The organism is Haliscomenobacter sp. (genome assembly GCF_040403615.1).
Lineage (GTDB): Bacteria > Bacteroidota > Bacteroidia > Chitinophagales > Saprospiraceae > Haliscomenobacter.
This window is the reverse complement of the sequence record NZ_JBBAKG010000025.1, coordinates 36,869-60,177: the sequence shown is the minus strand read 5'-3', so window position 1 is coordinate 60,177 and position 23,309 is coordinate 36,869. Positions and strand designations below refer to the sequence as shown.

General features: G+C 46.1%; 14 protein-coding genes. 6 read left to right on the top strand and 8 right to left on the bottom strand.

Features of this window, described 5'->3' with window-relative positions:
- Positions 1–9: 9 nt before the first annotated feature.
- The 6 genes from ABW391_RS10275 to ABW391_RS10250 form a co-directional block, all read right to left on the bottom strand.
- The gene (locus ABW391_RS10275; protein ID WP_353481769.1) at positions 10–2,319 is read right to left on the bottom strand and encodes a PSD1 and planctomycete cytochrome C domain-containing protein; all 2,310 of its coding nucleotides are present in this window, start codon (positions 2,317–2,319) and stop codon (positions 10–12) included.
- 70 nt (positions 2,320–2,389) lie between these two features.
- Positions 2,390–3,712 (bottom strand): vanadium-dependent haloperoxidase, encoded by a 1,323-nt coding sequence (locus tag ABW391_RS10270; protein WP_353481768.1) that lies wholly within the window; start codon positions 3,710–3,712, stop codon positions 2,390–2,392.
- 134 nt (positions 3,713–3,846) lie between these two features.
- Entirely contained in the window at positions 3,847–7,143 is a 3,297-nt protein-coding gene (locus ABW391_RS10265; protein ID WP_353481767.1) for a VCBS repeat-containing protein, read from the bottom strand.
- Between the two features lie 159 nt (positions 7,144–7,302).
- A complete protein-coding gene (locus ABW391_RS10260) occupies positions 7,303–8,937 on the bottom strand; it encodes a SusD/RagB family nutrient-binding outer membrane lipoprotein (protein WP_353481766.1) in 1,635 nt (544 codons plus the stop codon).
- Between the two features lie 8 nt (positions 8,938–8,945).
- On the bottom strand, positions 8,946–12,050 hold the full coding sequence (locus tag ABW391_RS10255; protein WP_353481765.1) for a SusC/RagA family TonB-linked outer membrane protein: 3,105 nt from the start codon (positions 12,048–12,050) through the stop codon (positions 8,946–8,948).
- A 78-nt stretch (positions 12,051–12,128) separates the two neighbouring features.
- Positions 12,129–13,343 carry an ROK family protein gene (locus ABW391_RS10250; protein WP_353481764.1) on the bottom strand — a complete coding sequence of 405 codons (1,215 nt, stop codon included), beginning with the start codon at positions 13,341–13,343 and terminating at the stop codon, positions 12,129–12,131.
- A gap of 198 nt (positions 13,344–13,541) precedes the next feature.
- Here ABW391_RS10250 and ABW391_RS10245 point away from each other — a divergent pair, with 198 nt between their 5' ends.
- Positions 13,542–13,667 carry an element excision factor XisI family protein gene (locus ABW391_RS10245; RefSeq protein ID WP_353481783.1) on the top strand — a complete coding sequence of 42 codons (126 nt, stop codon included), beginning with the start codon at positions 13,542–13,544 and terminating at the stop codon, positions 13,665–13,667.
- Between the two features lie 328 nt (positions 13,668–13,995).
- Here the strand turns inward: ABW391_RS10245 and ABW391_RS10240 are convergent, their stop codons facing one another.
- Complete coding sequence (locus ABW391_RS10240) at positions 13,996–16,788, bottom strand: T9SS type B sorting domain-containing protein (RefSeq protein ID WP_353481763.1); 2,793 nt, start codon at positions 16,786–16,788, stop codon at positions 13,996–13,998.
- Positions 16,789–17,004: 216 nt separating this feature from the next.
- Here ABW391_RS10240 and ABW391_RS10235 point away from each other — a divergent pair, with 216 nt between their 5' ends.
- The 3 genes from ABW391_RS10235 (at position 17,005) to ABW391_RS10225 (ending at position 18,897) form a co-directional block, all read left to right on the top strand.
- On the top strand, positions 17,005–17,583 hold the full coding sequence (locus ABW391_RS10235; RefSeq protein WP_353481762.1) for a hypothetical protein: 579 nt from the start codon (positions 17,005–17,007) through the stop codon (positions 17,581–17,583).
- Between the two features lie 78 nt (positions 17,584–17,661).
- Positions 17,662–18,258, top strand: a complete 597-nt coding sequence (locus tag ABW391_RS10230) for a 3-keto-disaccharide hydrolase (protein WP_353481761.1) — start codon at positions 17,662–17,664, stop codon at positions 18,256–18,258.
- A gap of 3 nt (positions 18,259–18,261) precedes the next feature.
- The gene (locus ABW391_RS10225) at positions 18,262–18,897 is read left to right on the top strand and encodes a DNA-3-methyladenine glycosylase (RefSeq protein WP_353481760.1); all 636 of its coding nucleotides are present in this window, start codon (positions 18,262–18,264) and stop codon (positions 18,895–18,897) included.
- Positions 18,898–19,423: 526 nt separating this feature from the next.
- On the opposite strand, the gene ABW391_RS10220 is transcribed toward ABW391_RS10225, so the two are convergent.
- Positions 19,424–20,038, bottom strand: a complete 615-nt coding sequence (locus ABW391_RS10220; RefSeq protein WP_353481759.1) for a superoxide dismutase — start codon at positions 20,036–20,038, stop codon at positions 19,424–19,426.
- Positions 20,039–20,275: 237 nt separating this feature from the next.
- Between ABW391_RS10220 and fumC the strand changes: the two genes are divergently transcribed.
- Both fumC and ABW391_RS10210 read left to right on the top strand, forming a co-directional pair.
- A complete protein-coding gene (gene fumC / locus ABW391_RS10215) occupies positions 20,276–21,658 on the top strand; it encodes a class II fumarate hydratase (RefSeq protein WP_353481758.1) in 1,383 nt (460 codons plus the stop codon).
- Positions 21,659–21,783: 125 nt separating this feature from the next.
- Positions 21,784–23,280, top strand: coding sequence for a calcineurin-like phosphoesterase C-terminal domain-containing protein (locus tag ABW391_RS10210; RefSeq protein ID WP_353481757.1), 1,497 nt, complete (start codon positions 21,784–21,786; stop codon positions 23,278–23,280).
- Positions 23,281–23,309 lie beyond the last annotated feature (29 nt).

Sequence of the window (23,309 nt, the reverse complement as noted above, 5' to 3'; positions counted from 1 at the left end):
TTGGTTTTTTTAGCTTTTTGTAATCGCTTCTTCCAGGTTGTAAATCGTACTGACCACTTTCATCAAAGCCGCCGATTGGTTCAAATCGATGGCTCTATTGAGCTCCGAAGCGCCAATGGTAAGGGTTTTAATAGCGTCTAGTTTTTTGTTCTGAAAAAGCGTTAACTGCTCCTTGAAATAGGAGGTCAAAATTGCTTTTTCTTTTTGGGAGGGTTTTCGGCAAATGATCGTTTGAAAGGCTTTGGTGATTTTGTCATCGAGCGTATTTTGTTCGGTCAGAAGCCGTTGGGCAAAAGAACGAGAAGCCTCCAATACAGTGGGGTCATTCAACATGATTAGTGCCTGTAAGGGCGTATTAGTTTTGGAGCGTTTGACCTCGCATTGGTCGCGGTTGCTGGCATCAAACATAACCATGGAAGGAGGTGGTACCGTCAGTTTGATGAAGGTGTACATGCCCCGGCGATACAAATCGCTACCTTCGTCCAAGTCATATTTGGCTAAAACGCCGCGGCCAGAGCTCGCCTTTTCCCACAAGCCTTTGGGTTGGTAAGGTTTTACGCTGGGGCCGCCTATTTCTTTATGCAATAAACCGCTGCTGGCCAACACAATATCGCGGACAAACTCCGCTTTGACTCGGGTGCGGGTATAGCGGGACAAATAGATATTCTCCGGATCAACTGCCAAATGCTCGTCGCTTACTTTTGCCGATTGGCGGTAGGTGGCGGATAGTAAAATCTGTTTGACAAGGCGTTTAATGTTCCAATTGTGCTCCATGAAATCTACGGCCAACCAGTCCAAGAGTTCGGGATGGGTTGGCAAATTGCCTTGCATCCCAAAGTCGCCCGTTGTGCTTACGATGCCATTGCCGAAGAACTCCTGCCACATATGGTTGACAAAAACCCTGGCAGTCAATGGGTTGTTTTTGTTCACCGTCCATTTCGCCAAACCAAGCCTGTTGCGTGGCAATTTCGTGGTGTCAAAAGGCATAACCGCGGCAAAAGCCAGCGGTTTCACAGCCTTTGTGGGTTTGTCATAAGCTCCACGATCGAGGATATAGGTAGGACGTACCGTATCCAAGTCGCCCATGACGGACACCGTTATCGAACCCGTATCTTTTTTATTGATAAATTTGAAAATATTTTTGATTTCGGTATCTGTCAAGGTCATTTTAGGATTTTTAGCTGGTAGCGACTGGCTCACGTCGCCTTCAAAACCCACCTCTTTGCTGTTGTTAAAAAAAGCAAACATCTGGTAATATTCCTGATGAGAAATAGGGTCGTACTTATGGCTATGACATTGAGCGCATTCGGCAGTGAGGGCTAAAACGCCTTTGGTAAAGGTTTTGGTTTTATCTAAATTGTACTCGATGCGGTACTCTTCGGGGATAATACCGCCTTCTTCCGTGTATTTGTGGTTGCGCAAAAAGGCCGTGGCCAAGATGCTTTCTTTTTTCGAACCAGGTACCAAATCGCCCGCCAATTGCCAGGTGATAAATTGATCATAGGGCATATTTTTGTTAAAAGCATGAATCACCCAATCGCGCCAAGCCCATTGCGTTCGGACATTATCGTCCTGATAGCCATAACTATCGGCATAACGCGCTATGTCGAGCCAATACAAGGCCATTTTTTCGCCATACTGCGGCGTCGCCAAAAGTTGATCGATGGCTTTTTCATAAGCGTCCGGGCGCTGATCGGCAGCGAATTTGTTCATCAATTCCATCGAAGGCAACAAACCGGTAATGTCTAAAGCAGCTCGTTTTAAAAGATAAGCCGGATCTGCTTCTTTATTCGGCGTCAAACCGCGTTCGGTCATTTTGGCTTGGGTGAAATAATCTATTTCATTTTTAACCCAATTTTTATTTTTTACTGTTGGCAAAGGCGCTTTTTTGGGTTTCGTAAAAGCCCAATGTTTCTCATATTTTCCCCCTTGTTTTATCCAATTTTTAATGATTTTTATCTCCCGGCCGCTCAATGCTCCCAGGTGTGACTCGGGCGTAGGCATCGTATAATCGGGCTCTTCTGACGTGATGCGCTTGTATACCTCCGATTCCTCAGGTTTGCCACTTACAATGGCATAGGCTCCTTTGGTTTCCTTCAAGGGTTGGAAGGCAAATTCCTCTATATCCAGACGCAAATCGGCCTGGCGTTTGCCTGCATCGGGACCGTGACAAGCGAAACATTTGTCCGATAAGATCGGGCGAACATGGAAATTGTAGCTGATTTCCTCCGGAATTGCATCAGAATACCGCCCTTCGGTACTACATGCATACCAAATGGCTGCAAGAGCAATGGCGAATAGAATTGATTTTTTTGTCATGGTATTTGTGTTTATTAACTGATCTTAAAAAAAACCAGGAACCGCCACCTGCCGACGATTAGGCTCTTCATTATCTACGGGCATTCCCGTTTTTGATTTTTTCAACAATGTATTTTCCAATGGCTTCGCCCTGGCGTTGACCCGCCTCAATAGCATCACGAAAATGGATGCCACCATAAAGGCGAGAGATGGCAGCCTCCTGCGATGCCGCTTTAAATGATTGGAATGACCGGGCCGGCAATCCAAAATATTCCTCGGAGGTGTCCACGTATGCAAAGTTTTCTCCGAAGAGGTGACTCAGTACCTCGGCACTGGCGGTGGAGATTACACTATGGCCGCTGGTGTATTCCGGGAACGGTGGCGTTTGCAGTAGTGGTCGCCACTCTTCATCTACATATTTGTTGATCGCAGATTCTGGACGAATGCGGTCGCTGTGGTATTTTTCATGCCAGCAACTTACAAAGGCATCGTGCAATGAAAGTGCGATGAGTGTGTGTGCGGTAATTGTCTTTTGCAGTGAGGCATTTGCCTTACGACAAACAATACCCGTAATGCCGATCCAATGACCACCTGGTGAAATTTTTTTCATTCCCATGGCGGCATGACCTGAATAAGTAACCGCAAACGGATTGCAATCCCAAAATCCAGCGATGGCTTTTTGTTCTGCAGTAAGTTGTTTGGAGATGGTAACCACTTCTTCTAACTGATTAAAAAAACTGCTCCCCTTTTCGGTACTGAAAGGTGCCGGATCGTAAGGCATAAATTGATCGGCTGAATCGAGAAAGAAGGTACGAATGGTTTTCCATTGAGGCTCTACTGCGCTCATGTATTCAGGAGCTGTTGGATACCATCTTCCCGCTTCTTTGGTGTTGGGTTTAAAGCGCGGCAGTACGCTGAGCGAAAAGTAGCCATCTTTCTTTGCGTAAGCCAGCACCTGCGCCGCCACCTCATTGGCGTATTGCCGGTTGGCCTCAAGGTGCTTGGCATTCAGTTTGTAGCTCTTTCGGAAAATGGTGATCAATTCACCTTGCTTCTCTTCCAACATATAACCGGAAGGCAGAATCAACCTGCCTGTTTCGAGCATGGCATAAGTAGCGCAAAATGCTGGATTAAAATTTGCTGGAACTGGTAATTGAACAAATTCGGGAACAACACGAAAGTTTTTACTCAGTGCAAGCATATCCGATTGATTGCGCTGCAACACTTCGTAGGCACTTAACATAGCATAAGCGTAGAAGCGGGCTGCAGCTGGCGGACTGGCCACATCGTGCAGCATCACTTCAGAAAGATGAAAGGCTGATTTGATGAACTGGGCAGTTGCCTGATCTTCCGTCTGCGCAAGGAGGCGTGTCGTTACGATCAAAAAGAAGCTTATGCTGAAAAAATATTTCATCAGAAAGAAAATTTGGTAGTGGGGCAAAAATAAGTATTCATTTTTTCTGAGCCAACGGATTAGATAAGACACTTAAAATGGAACGTTTACTTATCTAATTCGTTGGCAAAATGAACACTTATTTTTTTTGCCCCTTATTTCGAAGTTGATTCATTTCTTTTGTAGGCCACAATACCCAGGTTATTGATCCCTGCAAGTAGGAATTCCCCGGCAGGAGTTTTTATCCACTTCATTGATTTTACATCGCCTGTAAAAGAAAATCCGGATTCCGCCTGGGTTACGTACCTGAAATTTCCTTTGCCATTGCCTTCATAGAGCTGCCCAAAGTTTGCATCAATACTGCCCAAACGGATGCGTATCGCGCTCTGGTTGCCAGCAAGAATAAAATCGGGGTGACCATCATGATTGTAATCAAGTACTTCAATACTATAAACCGGGGCATACTGGGCCTCAGTTGGCAAAATGTGTTTGACAAACTGCTTGCCCTGATTTTCGAAGTAAACGCTTCGCAGTTCTGTCGCGGACAATCTTTTTGTTTGCGAAAGCTCCGCAGGAGTGAACAGGTCGCTTAGTGTGGCTTCTGAATAGGGGGCATAGGTAGTGAACTTCTTGCGCAAGGGAAAAAGTTGATCCAACAGTTCATCGCGACCAGCGAAGGGGTAAGGTTTGTGCTGTACATATGAAACCAGAATGGGATCTATGCTGCCATTGTTATCAAAGTCTGAATAGACCATACTGATGGGTTCTGATTCACTTGCTTTGAACTGGGAATTCAAACCGAAATTGCCGGCAATCAGATCGTCATCACCATCATGGTCAAAATCGGCCACGGCTAGTTTATTCCACCAACCAGATTCCACATTTTTAAAATATTGATTGGTGGCTTCCTCAAAACGCTGGCCTTGGTTGTTGATAAATACGCTGATTGGCATAAATTCTCCCATTACAATCAGGTCAGCAAAAGTATCTTCGTTTACATCAAGCCAGGCTGCATCGGTAACCATGCCCAGATTTTTCAGCAAAGGCAATAGATTTTCAGTGGCATCGGTAAACCGCCCTGAACCATCATTGAGCAAGAGATAACTTGGCGGAGATTGTGGATATGAACCCGGCATAACTCTTCCTCCCACGAATAGGTCAAGATCGCCATCGTGATCAAGATCGATTGGCCGCACACAGGATTTGGCTGGAGACATATGCGGTATCGCGCCTAGCGCTTTGCTAAAGTTTCCCTTACCATCATTGATGTACAAGCGATCTTGCAAAGCTTCCTCATCCGGCTGATATTCGTGATAACCGCCACTTACTACATATAAATCTTGATCGCCATCACCATCTGCGTCAAAAAAGCTGGCATCTGCATCCGCGCAATTGGCATCTTCTTTGAAATCAAAATTACCCATCATGCGGAAAATGCCGTTGCTCAACTGTACGAACAAGCGACCGGGATTTTCCTTGGTGCCCCCAACAAAAATATCCAGCGTGCCATCTTTATTGACATCGGCACTCGCCATCACGGGGCCGCAAGGCGACAGCATGGTATTGAGTAATGGTTGTCGTTTAAAATCATTTGCCCCATATTCCGTGTGACGATAGGTGAGTGGGGACTTTTCGCTTTTGAAAAGGGTAGCTGTTTGAGGGGTAGCATCATGATCAGTTGGTGTCGAGTTTACTTCTTCCAACACGAGCAACTGGTCGGCCATTGCGTTGGCAATTTTACTTTTTTTGCCCGTCGGCCAAACTACAACTATCGAATCGATCTGTGTTTGGCCACCCAAGCCAGCATGAATTCTGCTAGAAACAGAGGACTGGTAACCGCGCACCGGCATCATTTCAAAAAACTGTTTATCCTGTCCAATGTAAATCGTTACAGCGCTTCCAATAGCTTGTGTGTTCAGTCCAGCACCTTTCAGTTGCAAAGCGATGTAATGGCGCGATGCGTTTTGCTGGCGCGCGAGATTTCGGTAAAGCGAAGCCTCAGCGTTCTGATTGTTTACAATCAAATCCAGATCGCCATCATTGTCAAGATCGGCATAAGCGGCACCATTTGAAAAAGTGGGCGTTGAAAATCCCCAGGCCTTGCTCTGATCTTCAAACCGGGCATTGCTCATGTTTTTAAAAATATAATTGTGCACTGGTGTTGAAGGCATTGACTTTGCCAACTCCAAGGTATCGGCTTTTTCGTGCGCCAGAACTTTCTGAAAATAGTAATCCCCTTTGTATTTAAGAAAATCGCGATTGGTATAATCCCGAAAATATCCGTTTGTCACGAATAGATCTTTCCAGCCATCGTTGTCGTAATCGGCAAACAGTGGTGCCCAGCTCCAGTCGGTATTGGATACGCCCGACAGTTGCCCTACTTCCGAAAATGTACCGTTACCATTGTTGAGGTGAAGCATATTGCGCATGAACTGGTAATGATAGCCCTCGTTCACCATGAGCGCGAATTGCTCGTAGTTGTCCGGTCCATACAATAGCTTCTGTCTTTTATTGTCTTCAGGCAACATGTCAACAGTGAAAATATCAGGTAACAGATCATTGTTGACATCTGCTATATCTGACCCCATCGAGAATTGCGAAATGTGTTGGAGCGATACATCCAGCTTATTGGTGAAGGTTCCATCGCGATTGTTGATGTAGAGGTAATCCGGTTCGGCATAGTCATTAGAGACATAAATATCTAGCCAGCCATCTTTGTTCACATCCGATACCGTTACACCCAAGCCAAAGCCGAGGGCATTAGAAAGAATACCAGCCGCCTCTGTTACTTCGGTAAAGCGCCCATTGTCGTTGCGAAACAACTTGTCGCCGGCATAAGGATGTTTAGCTTTACGGGCCTGCGAATACTCCAAGTCCCGGATCACTTTTACATTGGTCGCGAGTAAGAAAGCATCTAAATCACCATCCCGATCATAGTCAAAGAAGGAGACTTGGGTGGTATATGATGGATCGTCAAGCCCCATCTCTTGGGCCTTATCGATGAAAGTGAGGTTTCCCTGGTTGATAAAAAACTGATTGCGCCTTTTTTCTGCATCTGTTTTGCCGGAGTAACACACGTAGATATCGAGAAGCCCATCGCCGTTGATGTCTACCATGGATGTGCCACTTTTCCATCCCACCCGGCCAGCTACTCCCGCTGCTTGAGTAATGTCTTTGAATTTGAAGTTGCCCTGATTGAGGTACAACTGATTGAGCTGCATGTTAGAAACGAAGTAGATGTCTTCGAGGCCATCGTTGTTGATGTCCCCAACTGCAATCCCCCCTCCATTGAATAAGTTTTCGTAAGTCAATGCGTTTTGAGTCGCATTTTCGACAATGGTATTTTTGAATGATACACCTGAGCGTGAGGAATTAACGGACTCGAATAAACTTTGCGCCTTGGCAGATACCAAGGTGATTAAAGAAAGCGCAACTGCGAATACTTTTTTCATTGATACAGGGAATTTCGTCACTTTCAAATGCAATTATCAACAGCAATTTACACACACTAGAGAAAAAATAAAAGGCTGGATTGGAGTCCAGCCTTTTACTTCATTCCCATTAATAAACTTATGGTTGGAATTCAAAACACAAGTTTAACCCGTTTCAACTTAATTAGCGTCCCACCAAATGCGGGATGTCCACTGATCACCGCCTGGAAGTCTGGTGACTGCTTTTTTGTAAGCATCACCATTCTGACCTGCTTCTCCAGTTGGGTATGGCTGTCTGCGAGGAATTGCTCCATTTGAGAAGTTACCAGTAAATTTAACCGGTGTTAGCACTGGATGGCCCGAACGTTTCCAGTTGTTCCATGCCTCTACAAAGTTGAACAAAAGGCCAGTGGTTGCCCAATACTGCTCATTGATCATCTTTAGAGAATTGGCTGAGGAAGAAACGTCAAGTGGGTTTGCTGTAACATATGCGTTTACCGTAGCCGCATCAATAGCTGCGCTGGTACCAAGTGGCGCCATGCCAGCCAAGGCACCTCGAAGCGCGTTGCTGTAGTGACTAGCAGCAGTTCCCGATACAGTAAAGCCCCTTACAACTGCCTCTGCCAAGAGTAATTCACTCTCAGCGTAAGTCAGAATAAATGCGGGGGCATTTACATTACGGTAGATGGCTGTTGGACGTGAGTACTTCCCAATTTTGGTAGCATCTGAGCCAGAGCCTGTTGCGCCTGGAAAGCCAGGAGATTTACTGATGTCGGTAGCTCCTCCAGCTATATCAAATCCGTTGGGCAAACCAAGCTGGTTTGCAGGAGTAGAATTGCCACTCAGTGCAGCGTTGTTGTTAGCCGCAAAGCCATCTTGTGGAACTTCAGCAATTATTCCCAGGCGAGGATCATTTCTGGTCTTCAAATAATCAATGATGGTTTTGCTCCAGCGAACCTCATAGAAATCAGAAGCAGTATTCAAAGGTCCTGCATTGCCGTTTGTATAGCCATTGGTATTGTCATACTTGATAACAGCGTCATCAGCTGCACTGGCAAATGTGCCGCCCGCTGCTGCTTTCTCGGCATAAGTCTTGGCAGTGGCTGGACTTATTTTTACCAATCGCATGGCCATGCGCAGCATGAGGGAGTAACCAAATTTTTTCCATTTGGCAACATCCCCATTGTACATCAGATCCGCAGTTGGGCCTTTTTTGGACACATCTAAACTGCTTACCGCAGCGTCCAAATCTTTAAGCAGAGCCTGGTAAAGAGCCTCCTGAGTGTCATATTCAGGCTGGGTGAGCCCGGCAGCAGCCTGCAATGCTTGCGTATATGGTATGTCTCCATAAACATCGCTAATGTGCTGCATATTCAGGATGATCATGATTTTGGCCACCCCTCTCAAATTTTCAAACCCAGTTTTGCCGTCGGTATCAAACAAGATTTGATTGGCCAGGGTAGCTGATCGATAACCACTGTTCCAGCCTCCTTGTTGATAATTCGCTGTGTTGGTAGAAGGAACATACTTGTCCATGTTGGAGTAGTAGTTGGCACCTAAGGTAGAGGTACTGGCCAAAATTTGTACCCATCCGCTCTGAAATAGAATAGGGCCACTATAACCCGTAGTTGCACCCAGATAATTCGACTGGCTAGAAGACAAGAAGAAATTCGGGTCAAAGTTTGCGGGTGAAGACCTGGTTGGATCTACGTTCAACTCGGCCAAATCTTCGCAGGAGAAGGTAAGGAAAGTAAGTACCAACACTAAGTAGGCAAGTCTTCCTTGTTTAAGGAAATTCTTATATTGTATTTTCATGGTTCTGGCTATTTGAATTTAAAGTTAAGGTTGAGTCCGATTGAACGGGCAGAAGGTAAACCTGTTCCCTCAATGCCATAGTAGCGTAGATTAGACCCAAATGAAGATTCAGGATCGATATTCTTCGCTTTACGCATTAAGATGGCAAGATTACGCCCAACCAAAGACAATTGAATAGACTGGAAAGGAAGCTTTCCAAGTTTTGTGCCTTGAATCTGGTAGCCTAAGGTAAGCTGGCGGAATTTTATGAAGTCACCATCAACCACGCTACTTGAGGTAATCTGTTGTGCTACAGCTCGGTAGTAAAGTTGAGCAGGAGCTTTTACCGTATTGGCTGTTCCTGATTCGATAACACCCGTTGTAATTCCATCACGGCCTTCCAGGGTGATTTTGTTCAAGCCACGGGCAATTGAATAGTGCTCGGTTGCAGAAAGTACTTTATTTCCGAAGCTATAGTCAATGAGGAATGCAAGGTTAAATCCTTTATAGGACAGTTGATTCATTAAGCCGCCATATTGTTTAGGCAAAACGCTTCCCATTGGCTTTAAATCACCTCTCACTGGAATTCCACTTCCGTCCACAACAATTTGACCATTGCTTCTTTTGTAGTCATACGCCATGATCTGCGGACCTGGCAGGCCTGGCACAAAAGCAGTATAGGCATTGCCCAAGGTAGCGCGATTGTAGCCCAATTGCAGATTGGTATTGTTGAGGTCAGTAGAGATAATCTTGTTGCTAACGTTCGTGAAATTCAGCGTTGTGCTCCATTCAAAATTTGCTGTCCGAACAATTACACCCTTAACTTGAAGCTCAATACCCGTGTTTTTTGTTGAACCCGTGCCTACAAAACCACCAGTAAATCCAGCTGCTGGGCTAAAATTGGCGCGCATGATTTCATTTTTGGTAGTACGGTTGAACCAGGCCAAATCCAATCCCAACCGATTATTGAAGAACTTAAGTTCGGTACCGATTTCAATTTCGGTAAGGGTAAAGGGATTCAAAGTAGAGTTGGGCGCAGTTCCAGGGAATGAACCCACGGGCCGACCATTGAATGAACGATCCAAGTTATAGTACAATGATGTTTGGTAAGGGTCACCTAGCTCGCCACTGGTTTGAGCGAAGGAAGCACGTAGTTTTCCAAAGCTCAATTTCCCAAAATTGCCCAATTCACTGAACAAGAAACTGGTGGAGACCGATGGCGTGAAGATCCCCGTCTTCTTTTCCGGATTGATCAAAGAATATAGCGTGGAATAGTCATCGTACCGGCCAGTTGTGTTTACGGACAGGAAATTCTTGTAGGAAAAGTCCACTGAGTAGAACCCTGAATGAACACCTTGTTTCGAAAATCCATAATCACCCCCACCTCGTTGTGACAAGTTTGACAATGTATATACATAGGGAAGTGTAAAAAACGCGCCGCCAACCCCTACGTATTCTGATTCATTCTTCCGGATGTTGCCTCCAATCAAGGCATCGATCGTTAAATCATCGGAAATCTTCTTATTCGCACCAAGAATCCCTTCGATGTTCAACTCAGAACGCTGGGTTTGAGATTGCCCCATCGATCCACTTCCATCAGGTCTGGTTTGGTAGGCAGTTCCCCAAGGAGTTACGTTAAAAGACTTGTCATTGCTTAAATCATAGCCCACCCGAGCCTGTGCGTACAACCAGCTGGTTAGATCGTAACGTGCCATCAAAGATGAAATCATGCGCCTGCGGCTGAGATTATTTTTAAATTGACTGGTTACAAAGTAAGGGTTGGATACGTACTCATCATCGCTCCAGCGAACTTCAGCTCCATTCTTTGACGCATCAAATCCAGGGGCTAAAATGCTCTCATTTACATTGGTTGCCAGAAACAAGATATTGTTCGCATTCATTGGACCATCACTCAGGTATGATCGGTTTTTAGACTGTTCATCCACATAGTTTGCAACAGCAGTAACCGAAAGCTTTTTAGTGATTTTTTGATCTAAGCTAAAGTTAAAGGTTTTTCGTTCGAGGCCACTGTTGGGCACCATGGATTGATTGGAAAGGTTTGAGGCCGACAATCTGAAAGAACCTGACTCAGTTCCTTTTGAAACAGAAACGGTGTTTGTAAAGGAGGAACCTGTTCTGTAGAAGTTCTTGATGTTGTCCTTTTGCGCACTGTAAGGATAAGACTGGCCATTAAATTGAGGGGTAGAGCTGCCATCTAACTTAGGCCCCCAACTCATACGAGTTGATGAGAGCGCGGAGTTGGCATCAACTGGTTTAACCCCCAAAAGACCTTGACCATAATCGTACTGAAAATCAGTAAGATTCATGGCATTGTCGGTCATGTAATTCGTGTTGTACTCAACGGAAAAATCGTTTTTCTTACCCTTTTTGGTGGTAATTAAGATTACACCGTTTGAAGCACGAGCGCCATACAAAGCAGAAGCTGACTGACCTTTCAGAATGGTCAAGGTCTCAATGTCATCCGGGTTAAGGTTACCAATACCGTCTCCATTGTCTCCGCCACCCCACTCGCCAGCACCACCGCGTTGCGTGTTATCCATGGGAATACCATTGATAACATAGAGTGGGGAACCCCCGCTGTTCATGCTGGGCATTCCACGCAGCAGCACTTGAGCTGTTCCGCCAGGGCCACCATTGGTACCTCTTACGGTTACCCCCGGAGCTGTGCCCTGGAGGGATAAAGCTACGTTGGTTTCTCTAGCCTTGTTCAGTTGATCGCCATTAATGGTAGAAACGGCATACCCCAGTTTTCTACTTTCTTTACTGATGCCAAGTGCCGTCACTACCGCTTCCTGCATGGTGAGTACATCCTCTACAAGGACAATGCTCAACTCTGTCTGGTTAGTCACCTGCACTTCCTGCGTAGCGAATCCGGTGTAGGAGAGGGTAAGTGTTTCACCAGGACTAACCTGAAGCGAAAAACGGCCGTCTACTTCCGTAACGGTACCAGTAGTCCTCCCCTTGACTAGTATATTCACACCTGGGAGTGGCATTCCATCTGTTTTTGAGGTAACCGTACCTCTTACTGTTCCCTGAGCAAAGGCGCCTGCCCCGCAGAGCCCCAGGATCAGCATTAAGCAGATCCTGATCTGCGATCGTATACTTCTGATCATTTTAGATTTGAGTTTAAGTTGTTCATAAAAATTAGTTTAATATTCCACTAGTGGTGAGTAATGCACATTGTCATTACGTTAAAAAGCTTGTTCGTAAGGTGTCGCACTAAACTTGGACAGATGAAGCTGCTCTAAATTCTCCATAACTAAAGCTGCTGCACCAATCATTTCGGCCTGGTAACCGAGTTCGGATACTTTGATCACGGTGTTGTCCGCTAACCTGGGAATGCAATATTCGTTCAATGCCTGTTGTATGGGTGCTTGCCAGATTTTTCCAGCCATAGCACCACGTCCGCTGAGTACAATGAGTTTTGGATTGAGCAAATGGATCAAAATCGAAACCCCAAGTCCGATTTTTAAGCCAATTTCTGAGAGTAATTCCACTGCAAATTTGTCACCATTCAAAGCAGCCCTAACGATGGCGTTATTGGCCTCTTCTGGATCACCAAAAACTTGGGCATCCAGCGTAGTAGAGCGCCCTTGTTCAATGCCTTTACGTGCATTTTCGACTAAGACCAAAAGAGAGGTTTCAGTTTCCAGACAGCCGTATTTGCCACAACTACACTGTTTTTTGTTGTTGAAAAGTGGGATGTGACTGAACTCCCCAGCAAAACCGATCTCACCCCGATAGAGGGCTCCATCGAGGATCATGCCCAAGCCCACTCCCCAGCCCATATTGATGACCATGGCATTTTTTTCTTGTTTGGCAGCACCGAAACGCAACTCGGCCAAGGCAATGAGGCTGGAATCATTGTCGATGAAAACGGGTATGTTCAGGGTATGTTCAAGGTGTTCAACGATGTTATCCTCAGCCTTTAAAAAGGAATAATTAATGCCTTTGCCTGGATTGATGAAACCCGGCATAGCAATTCCTATGCCAATAATTTTATCCTGTCCAATTGGGCTGTTTTGTAAAAAAGAATCTATTGCAGTGGTCAAGTCGAATAAAGCGTGATCATTTGCCATGAGGGGTAAGTCCACTTTTTCGATGACACCAATGTAGTTGTTGTGCAAATCCATCAAAGCGATCCGGGTAATCAACTGATCCATCGATACCGCAATAATGTATTGAAAATCAGGACGAATGGAGTACATAAGCCGGCGGCGGCCGCCGGTGGAGGGCGCAAAGCCGCTTTCTATAATCACTTCATCTTCTTGCAACTCATTGACCAATTTTGTAATTAAAGGCAAGCTCTTATCCCTCCGTTCGCACAAGTCTGTACAAGACAGCATGCGGGAAAAATAAAGCTCTTTGATGACCCCCAATTTATTTTGGTCTTTTTTGAGTGACATTCTACAATCAAGTCGGTTAAAAGAAACATTTTAACAAACTTAGTATTCTTTTTTAAAAAAATTAAATAAGTTCAAGATTATTTTCTCTTTTTCGAAGAAGTTCTTGTTTTCTATCGATGAAAAGACAAATAGCTTACATTAAATACTGTAAGTTTGGTAATGTTGCACTTTGATTTTCGAAACGAAAAAATATAGGTCATTCAAAATTGGACCGAAGAAGAAGTTGCTGAAGAATTATTGCAATTGGGCGTTCCTGCTGGAGATATTGTTTTGGGGTTTATGCCTGAGGAGGGGCGAGTTTACTCTGGGTTCGGAGTTGATTGATTCAAACACAGTCTAAAAAATAGAAATAATTATGGGACTTGACATTGATTCATTTTGCATTTTTTGTTCATGCTATGTATTGCCAATTTTTTCCTTCATATTTGGGTATACTGCTGATTACAAACGGAATCCCACAGAATTTGTAAATACGGTAATTTATGTTTTCTTAGGAATGGTAACCCTTGGTCTCTTTTGGCTGGTGTACTGGATTGATAGTCGTTTTATTAGCGTGAAAAAACACAAAAAAACCTAATCTCCCTTTCGGCTATCAGCAATCAGCTATCAGCTCAAATTTGCTGATAGCTGATTGCTGACCGCTGACCGCTCACTACTTCACCAACTGTATATACCCTTCCAGCGGCTTCTCTACCGGCACTACGCCATTCACTCTTTCTTCAAAAACCTTGCACTTGTAGTAGTACACACCGGCGGGAAGTGCTTCCCCTTGCAGGTTTTTGCCATCCCAATTCAGGTTTGGATCAACGGTTTTGAAGACCAATTGCCCCCAGCGGTTGAACACCTGGAAGTCAACATTGGCAATAAAGCAGAAGGGGAATGGGGTAAACAACTCGTTCTGATTGTCGCCATTGGGCGTGAAGGTATTCGGCAAGGTGTATCGCGGACAATTGTCTACACAAATGAGGTTGCTGCGCGCACTTTCATTGCCCAATTGATCAACGGAGGTTACGGCATAGCAACCAGCGATGCCAAATTCCGGGCGGTGCCCAAATTGCAGGGTATTCGGAGAAGTGATGGTGCCGACCAGGGTGTATTTTCCTACCGTATCACCGCTGTTGAAATACACCTTGTACCCCGCCAGATCCGTAGCTTCCGGACAAGTGGTGGTTGGTCGATTCCAGGTAATGGTATTCACCTGCAAGTCGCGGTTGGAGCAATCCGTTGGCTTGTCGCAGATGGTGCCAACTTTGATGGTAGGTGGGCAAGGCGGCACGTTGTCCTGAGGCTTTGCGCAAACTTCTTGCGAAAAGTTGATCAAGGGTCTGGTGATGCCTTCGATACCATAGGTACCCAAAGCCCGGATTTTGTAACAATATTCGGTACCATTGACCAGATTGCGGTCGGTATAAGTACTTGTTGATACAGTTGCCAAAGAGTCGAACCCTCCAGCGGCATTTTTGCGCAGCACCACATAAGCGTAATTGTCCCAGGGCGTGGTTTCATCCCAGCTCAATTGCAGCAATTTATCCGATGGGCTGATTTTTAGAAATACCGTCGACGCCAATGGTGTCGATCCCAGCGGAACGGTAGTTGATCGGCCGGTATAAAATCGAACCTTATAACTATATGGCGTACCAGAGGTGTTGAGGTTTTGATCCAAAAAGCAGGTGTCATTGGCTCCTTTAAAAGTTGCACTGCTGAAACGCGTTACGGGCCTGAAGTCTGCATCAGCAGGGGTTAAACCAACTGCCCGCACCAATTCATAGGCATAAGGCCCAGGATTGACCAAGGTATCAAGGTCGGCTGGCTTGGGTTTCGTCCAGCAAACCTGTACCCTGCCAGTTGTACTGCTGGTGGTGACCACATCCGCTTTGATGATCAAGGGGAGGTTGCGGTTCAGTTGTACACAGGCTTCTTTGGAAGGCAAACTCTCGATCAGGTTGTAGGCATAACGGCCACCCGGAGTGGTTTTTGCAAATTCTGCCAAAATCCGATAGCAGTACGTCCGGCCTGGCTCAACATTGTTGTCGCGGAAATGATAGCGTCCGCTCAAGCTGTCCTTGATGGCAAATTCGGTCAGTTTCACGTAACCACGCCCAGCCAGACCTGATTGGCAGGTATCCGGTTCAAAAGCATTGCTGCCAATTCTGCGCCAGACGGTGAATCCCTGGAAATAATTTTCGGCGGCTTTGTCGCACACGTATGGTTTATTCCAGGTGACATCAATGAATCCATTACCTGGCGAAGCCCTGACTCCTTCAGGCGGCGGCCCGACTACTTTGATCCGTACGGTTTTAAGCACGGATAAACCAGTGGAGTCTCGCGGATAAAAATCATCTACCGCTCGGAAGACGACCGAGTAAAATTGATCCGAAATGTGCTCGCAGCGGGTTTCCCAGCGGAATGTTTTGACAAACGGATCATTTTGATACGAATTGATTCTTGGGGTAAAGGTGGCTGGACTTATTTTTACTTCAAAAGGGCCACCCAATGCGCCCAATTTTACTTTTTGGCGGGTTTCTTCAATCGGGGCCGTAGCCGTTACTTTGAATTGGACGACCTGACCTGCTATTACACAAATTTCGGTAAAAGGAAGCTCAATTTTGGGAGGCTGGTTGTCGCAGTTTTGAATCAAAATCTGGATGTCGCGCACAATGGTGTCCAAGGGATTGCCATCCCGAAATTCCACAATGATCATGGCCAGGTTGTATTCCCCGGCACGTTGGGGGGCATCCCAGACGATTTCCCCTGTTTTCTCATTGATGCTGAGGTTGTTTTTGGGGCCAGGGTTAATCATATTGGGAAACAAGTAATTGGGTACTTGCACCCCTCGATCAGAAAAAGGAACAATCAGTTTGTAAGCCAAACTGTCTCCATCCGCATCATAGGCATTGGGGTTGTGGATAAAAGGTTTTCCTACGCAACCAATGTCGATGGGGGGCTGCAGCAGAATTGGCGTGTTGTTGCAGCCATCCACCTGCGGATTGGGAAAGGTGAAGGTGGTTTGGATGTGAAATTTAATTTGCTCCGAGTTGGGAAAATTGAGGTTCAAAATCCCCCCGTTGCGGTTGGGGTCATTCATCGAGATGACATAAGTACCCCGCGATGGAAAAGTATGGAAAGCGACGTAAATATTCTTCCGCGTATCATTTTCGAGCAATTCTCCTTTGCCAATGCCATTTGATCCGACCGGGCCATTGACCCTGACCACCTGGAAACCTTTGGATCCTGGCGATTCATCTCCCCAGAAAATGGTCAAGGAATCACGGTCCACCATGAAACTACTGGCCTTGGTATAAGTAACAATGGTTGCCTTGACGGTCAAACTGGTCACACAGTTGCCTACCTGCTCAACGGTGATCTCACCAGCGCGGTTGTGTGTTGCCATCGCCATCGGCAAGGCCATTAGGCTAAACAGCAGGCTGAAATATAGTATTCTCATAGAAAAAACATTGGTAAAAACCTTCATGTCTTGGTCGTTTAATACACCACGTGCTAATGTAACAATTTTTGGATGAAAGGGATTGTCATTAACCTTACAAAGTCTTGGGGTTTTAAGTTTTAATAAACCTTAACCCTTGTTAAACTTTTCATAAACCACTTTTGTGCATGAGTGACTTGCTGTAATTTCACCATCTCATAAAGAAAACACGTGATGATGAAAAATACCCTAAGCAACGCAGAAAAATTGACTTCCCGATTTTGCGTCATTCCAAAGTTGCTGCTGTTTTTGGCAGTGTTGAGCAGTTGTAATTCTCGCTTGTCGTATTTCACCCAAGACTTGTACGACCGCAACCGCTGGAGTGAATCAGAATTGAAGAAAATTCAATTTTATCTTTCGGATGATGTATACCTGCGCCGTAAACTGGGCGAAAATTCCTCCGAAATAGTAGAAGGAAAGGTGCGAATGGTGAATGGACAAAAAGTCGAGGAGATTTACATTCCCCGCAGCACGCCGGGCGTATTCATGTTCAGCCCCAAGGCCAACCGCTTTGCGGTTGCTTTTGAAAATGGCTCGGAATCGCGTTTCTTAATGTTTGGGCCCAGCCCCAAAGCAGGAGAGCGCTACGTCTTGTTGGCCAAAGATTGGGAACGTTCAACCGGAACCGTTACTTACGACGGCAAAGAATACGACGTCAATTTTGGTGCAGCTTTCGCCGGATTGATGGTGGATTTGCGCCGCATCGATCGGCAAGATCGCAACAGCCGCACCGTTGAAGGAAGGAGAATTGATTAGACTTGTTGTGATGACAAATTTATTCGCCGTTAAAGTTTATCTTCATTGTCACATTTTCATCACACACAAATTTCATCCATGAAAATTTCTTATCTGATCGCATGCATCGCTTGTATGCCGTTTTTAGTTGCGGCACAAAAAGTGTCCCTGTTCAATGGCAAAGACCTGACGGGGTGGAACATCCACGGCACCGAAAAGTGGTTTGTAGAAAACGGAGAACTCATCTGCGAAAGCGGTCCAGACAAAGCCTATGGCTATCTTTCTACTGCCAACAAGTACAAGAATTTTGACCTTACCTTACAGTTCAAACAAGAAGCCAATGGCAACAGTGGCGTATTTTTTCGCTCTGGAATTGAAGGCGTCAAAATCAGCGGCTGGCAAGTAGAAGTAGCCCCTTTGAACAACCATACCGGGGGTGTTTACGAATCTTATGGCCGGGGCTGGCTCATTCAACCCAGCGCAGAGGCTGAAAAAGCCCTGAAAGTGGGCGAATGGAACAAACTGAAAATCCTCGTAAAAGGCGACGAAGTAACCACCTGGCTCAATGGTCAACAGATGATTTACCTCAAAGACGATAAGATTGGCAAGGGCGAAGGCTTCATCGCGCTGCAAATCCACGATGGTGGTGGCATCAAAGTACGCTGGAAAAAATTCAAACTTACCCAACTTCCCTAGGTTTTGCAAAGACCGCTTGACCAAATTGGTACGAGGCTGAACGAGGCTTTCTATTTGCGCGAAGATGTCGTGCAAATCAGCAAAGAGCTATTGGGCAAACATTTGGTGACCAACTTTGACGGGCAACTCACGGTAGGCAAAATTGTGGAAACGGAAGCCTACCGCGCTCCCGAAGACAAAGCCAGTCACGCCTATGGCAATCGCCTCACGCCTCGTACCAAAGTCATGTTTGAGCCGGGAGGGCATTGCTACATTTACTTGTGCTATGGCATTCACCACTTGTTCAATGTGGTTACTGCATCGGGTGGCATTGCCCACGCGGTGTTGATTCGTGCCATTGAGCCTGTTTGGGGCATTGAAACCATGCTTCAACGCCGAAGCATGCCCCAACTCAAAACGAATTTAAGCGCTGGCCCAGGTACTTGTAGTCAGGCACTCGGGTTGACCACTGCATCTTCTGGCCTTTCTTTGACCGAGAATGCCTCTCCAGTGTGGATCGAAACTCCTGTAGTTTTTGAAACCTTCGAAATTCAAACGGGAACCAGAGTTGGCGTTGCTTACTCCGAAGAATCCGCCTTCTGGCCCTGGCGGTTCAGCATTGCTGGAAATAAATGGGTGAGCAAAGCGAAGGGATTGTAGGGTTAGGTTCATACAATTAAAATGCTTACTAAAATCAGCGCAATAAAAAAAGCCGCGTTTCGTGACATCAGCACAGGAACGCGGCTCTTTGGTTCAGGTCAACCCCTTAGTAGTGGGGCAAAAATAAATGTTCATTTTTTTTGAGCCAAAAGATTAGATGAGGCACTTAAAATGAATCGTTTACTCATCTAATCCTTTGGCAAAATGAACATTTATTTTTTTATCGCCCCTTAGGTTTTTTCCAATAATTTAGAACCAAAAATTAAAAACAACACGAGGCAAAAAGCTGCAATGATCATGGGTATGCGGTTTTGGGTATGAAAATAAAAGGTGCAAGCTGAGATTACAGTAGTGCTAGTCTGGGTACTAAGTAAGAAAAGTCGAATATTCACGTACAATTGGCAGTACGAGGAGTCACGCAAGTAAAGCGTATAAGGGGGGAAACGTATGGAAGAAAAAAAATAGTATCGAAGAGGGCAAAGAATAGTACATTTTCACCCTCTTCGAAATAGAATGGATCAAAAAATTATTTCGCGGCGAGGTAGCGACGGTTCACTTCTCCCCAATTGATGACATTGAAAAATGCCTCGATGTAGTCGGGGCGGCGGTTTTGGTAGTTCAGGTAATAAGCGTGTTCCCAAACATCCATTCCCAAAATTGGTGTTCCTTTTTTCTCCGCAACATCCATCAGTGGATTGTCCTGGTTTGGAGAAGAACTAACGAAAAGCTTGCCATCTGCATCCACACTCAACCAAGCCCAACCTGATCCAAAACGGGTAGCTCCAGCAGCAGCAAATTCTTTTTTGAAATTGTCGAAACCACCCAAATCGGCAGTAATCGCAGCGTGGATTTCAGTGCCTTCAGCAGGAGTAGCCGTTCCATCTGGAGACATGATGGTCCAAAACAGGTTGTGGTTATAAAAACCACCACCATTGTTGCGAATGGCTGGAGACAAGGTAGAGACATGCGCTAAAATAGCTTCGATTGACTTGCCTTCATTTTCAGTGCCGGCCAATGCAGCATTGAGGTTGGTGGTATAGGCAGCATGGTGCTTACCGTGGTGGATTTCCATGGTACGGGCATCAATGTTGGGTTCAAGTGCGTCAAATGCGTAAGGCAACGCTGGAAGTTCAAAAGCCATGATTGCTTTATTTTATAATGGGTTAAAAATTGCGACCGAAAGTTACTTTAAAAACGCTTTTAATAGCAAAGAGTTTTTAGCCCCTTTTCAGTGTTGATGATTTCTTAAAGTATAATGACCGAAAAAGTAACACGAGAATGCCCTTCTTTGAGAATTCTCAACGCTTTTCCTCCTTTGTCCTGATGTAAGTTTGCTATCTTTGAGGCACTTTTTTACCTAAACATTAGAGACCACACCATGGCTTTCCGCAAAGAAAAAGACAGTTTGGGCTACGTAGATGTACCCGCTGACAAATATTGGGCCGCACAAACCCAACGCTCCAAAGACAACTTCAAAATTGGCGGGCATTTGATGCCAATCGAGATCATCCGCGCCTTTGCCATCCTCAAAAAGGCCGCCGCCTTTACCAACCTCGAAGCAGGTGAATTGTCGAAAGAAAAAACCGATATGATCGCCCAGGTATGCGATGAAATTTCTGCTGGCCAACTCGACGACCAATTCCCCTTGGTGGTTTGGCAAACCGGTTCAGGTACCCAATCCAACATGAACGTAAACGAGGTGATTGCCAACCGCGCTCATGTAATCGCCGGTGGTAAACTGGATGACGCCAAAAAAGTACTTCACCCGAACGACGACGTCAACAAGTCGCAATCCTCCAACGATACTTTCCCCACAGCAATGCACATTGCTGCTTACAAAATGCTGGTTGAAACCACCATCCCCGGCATTGAAGCGCTGCGGGATACCCTCAAGGCCAAGTCTGAAGCCTATATGGGGGTTGTCAAAATTGGCCGTACCCACTTGATGGATGCGACGCCGATTACGGTAGGCCAGGAACTGTCTGGTTACGCTGCCCAATTGGATTACGGTATCCGCGCCATCAAACACACCTTGCCTCACGTTGCTGAATTGGCTTTGGGCGGTACTGCAGTAGGCACCGGATTGAACACCCCTCCTGGATATTCTGAAAATGTAGCCCGGCACATCGCCCAGTTGAGTGGCTTGCCATTCGTAACTGCCCCTAATAAATTTGAGGCGCTGGCTACGCACGATGCCCTGGTGGAAGCACATGGTGCATTGAAAACGGTAGCAGTTTCCTTGTCAAAAATAGCCAACGACATTCGTTTGCTGGCTTCTGGCCCTCGTTCAGGGATTGGCGAATTGATCATCCCTTCCAATGAGCCAGGTTCTTCGATCATGCCGGGCAAGGTCAACCCAACCCAATCGGAAGCTATGACCATGGCCATGGCTCAGGTCATCGGCAATGACGTGACCATCAACATTGGCGGTATGAACGGCCACTTTGAGCTGAACGTGTTCAAACCGGTGATCATCTTCAACTTCCTGACTTCTGCCCGTCTGATCGGCGATGCTTGTGTGAGCTTCAACGAACATTGCGCAGAAGGCATCGAGCCCAACTACGCCCGCATCACCGAGCAGCTCAACAATTCGCTGATGTTGGTGACCGCGCTCAATACCAAAATCGGCTACGACAACGCGGCAACAATTGCCAAAAAAGCCCATGCCGAAAATACAACCCTGAAGCAAGCCGCTGTAGAATTGGGCTTGCTGACCCCCGAGCAGTTTGATGAGTGGGTGCGGCCAGAGGATATGATTTAAATGGTTTTCAGTGACTTAGATTCCAGTCGCTTCGAATACTCCGGTCGCTGAGCGTAGCCGAAGCGCCGGAGTGGTCGAAGCGACTGGAATCTAAGTCACTGAAAACCCAAAAACCCTGAAAAATAATGACGGCCAGCGGCTATGTCTTGGATCAAAAAAGCGCCAGCGGCATTCCCGGCGTAATGGTCAGTAACCAACACCAGGTGGTACTGACCGATGAAAATGGATACTACGAATTGCCTCTGGAAGAAGATTGCAGCATCTTTATCAGCAAACCGGCTGGATATGTACTGCCAGTCAATGCGTTGCATCAACCACAGTTTTATTACTTGTATCGCCCAAGCGGCTCTCCAGAAACGGAGATCGCTCCCTATCCCGGTGTTTTGCCGACAGGCGAAGTACCCAATCCGCTCAATTTTTATTTGATCAAAACCGAAGTTGAAACGGAGTTTAGGGCTGTGCTGATGGGAGACATTCAGCCAGAGACCAGCCTGGAAGTGGGGTATTTTCAGCAACTGGGTGTCCCTGCCTTGCAACGTGAATCAGCCGATTTTATGGTTCCCTTGGGCGATCTGGCCTGGGATGAACTGGAAGTACACCCCGCAGTGCGCGACGCCATCGGAAGTGTGGGCAAACCCTGGTTTCCAGTGATGGGCAACCACGACATCAACGTTCGCGCCACTCAAGCTCGGTATGCCCGCGAGACTTACCAATCCTATTTTGGCCCTACTTATTACTCCTTTGACTACGGACAGGTGCATTTTGTCGTTCTGGATGACATTGGTTACTCAGGCTGGAACAAAAAGCGCGAGGAACAAGGCATCACCGAAGGACGACTCGATGATCGGCAATTGAAATGGCTGGCTAGTGACCTTGCGCTAGTGCCCAAAGACAAATTGGTATTTTTACTTTCGCATATTCCTGTTTACACCAAAACAGCAGCAAAAAATCCTTACCGCAATATTGTCAATCGGCAGGCCTTATACGCATTACTCAAAAAGCATCCACACCTCTTTTCGGTTTCTGCGCATACACACACCATCGAGCATGTGAACCTCAGTGAAGGCGGTTGGACGCGAAAAAACCCTTTCCATAGTTTGATTGCAGGTGCCGTTTGTGGAGCCTGGTGGCAAGGCCCCTTGTTGGAGGATGGCTTGCCCATTCGGATGGCCATGGACGGTGTTCCCAATGGCTATTTTGTGTTCAATTTCAATGGCGTTGAATTCAATTACCAGTTCAAGCCATTAGGGGTGCCAGAAAGCCGCTCGCGCTATGTCTTGCGTTTTCCCAAAGCAGACCGATCTGCTCTGCCTCAGTTGATCATCAATGCTTTTGCTACCCACCCGGATGCCCAGATTGAAGTGCGTTGGGATGACGGCGATTTTCAAACCTTGACCCAATTTGAAGGAACCGACCCTTATGTGGAAGAGTTTTTAAAGAAACACCTGGACAAATACAATGTATGGATGGCCGCCAAGGTGAATCGGCATTTGTGGAAAGGCTTCCTGCCGAAGGGACTTGAAAATGGAATGCACCAAATTGAAGTGCGCATTACCGATAAAAATGGAGAACAGTATGGGGGAATGCACACCCTCGATGTTCAAACTGGAGTTTTGGCGTAATTCAAGATTAGACATTATGTCAATTGGAG

Excerpts from the sequence above, each read along its gene's own strand:
- fumC (WP_353481758.1), top strand. The coding sequence starts at position 20,276 with ATGGCTTTCCGCAAAGAAAAAGACAGTTTGGGCTACGTAGATGTACCC.
- ABW391_RS10260 (WP_353481766.1), bottom strand. The coding sequence starts at position 8,937 with ATGAAAATACAATATAAGAATTTCCTTAAACAAGGAAGACTTGCCTAC.
- ABW391_RS10270 (WP_353481768.1), bottom strand. The coding sequence starts at position 3,712 with ATGAAATATTTTTTCAGCATAAGCTTCTTTTTGATCGTAACGACACGC.
- ABW391_RS10265 (WP_353481767.1), bottom strand. The coding sequence starts at position 7,143 with ATGAAAAAAGTATTCGCAGTTGCGCTTTCTTTAATCACCTTGGTATCT.
- ABW391_RS10220 (WP_353481759.1), bottom strand. The coding sequence starts at position 20,038 with ATGGCTTTTGAACTTCCAGCGTTGCCTTACGCATTTGACGCACTTGAA.
- ABW391_RS10255 (WP_353481765.1), bottom strand. The coding sequence starts at position 12,050 with ATGATCAGAAGTATACGATCGCAGATCAGGATCTGCTTAATGCTGATC.
- ABW391_RS10250 (WP_353481764.1), bottom strand. The coding sequence starts at position 13,343 with ATGTCACTCAAAAAAGACCAAAATAAATTGGGGGTCATCAAAGAGCTT.
- ABW391_RS10235 (WP_353481762.1), top strand. The coding sequence starts at position 17,005 with ATGAAAAATACCCTAAGCAACGCAGAAAAATTGACTTCCCGATTTTGC.
- ABW391_RS10275 (WP_353481769.1), bottom strand. The coding sequence starts at position 2,319 with ATGACAAAAAAATCAATTCTATTCGCCATTGCTCTTGCAGCCATTTGG.
- ABW391_RS10210 (WP_353481757.1), top strand. The coding sequence starts at position 21,784 with ATGACGGCCAGCGGCTATGTCTTGGATCAAAAAAGCGCCAGCGGCATT.
- ABW391_RS10240 (WP_353481763.1), bottom strand. The coding sequence starts at position 16,788 with ATGAGAATACTATATTTCAGCCTGCTGTTTAGCCTAATGGCCTTGCCG.
- ABW391_RS10230 (WP_353481761.1), top strand. The coding sequence starts at position 17,662 with ATGAAAATTTCTTATCTGATCGCATGCATCGCTTGTATGCCGTTTTTA.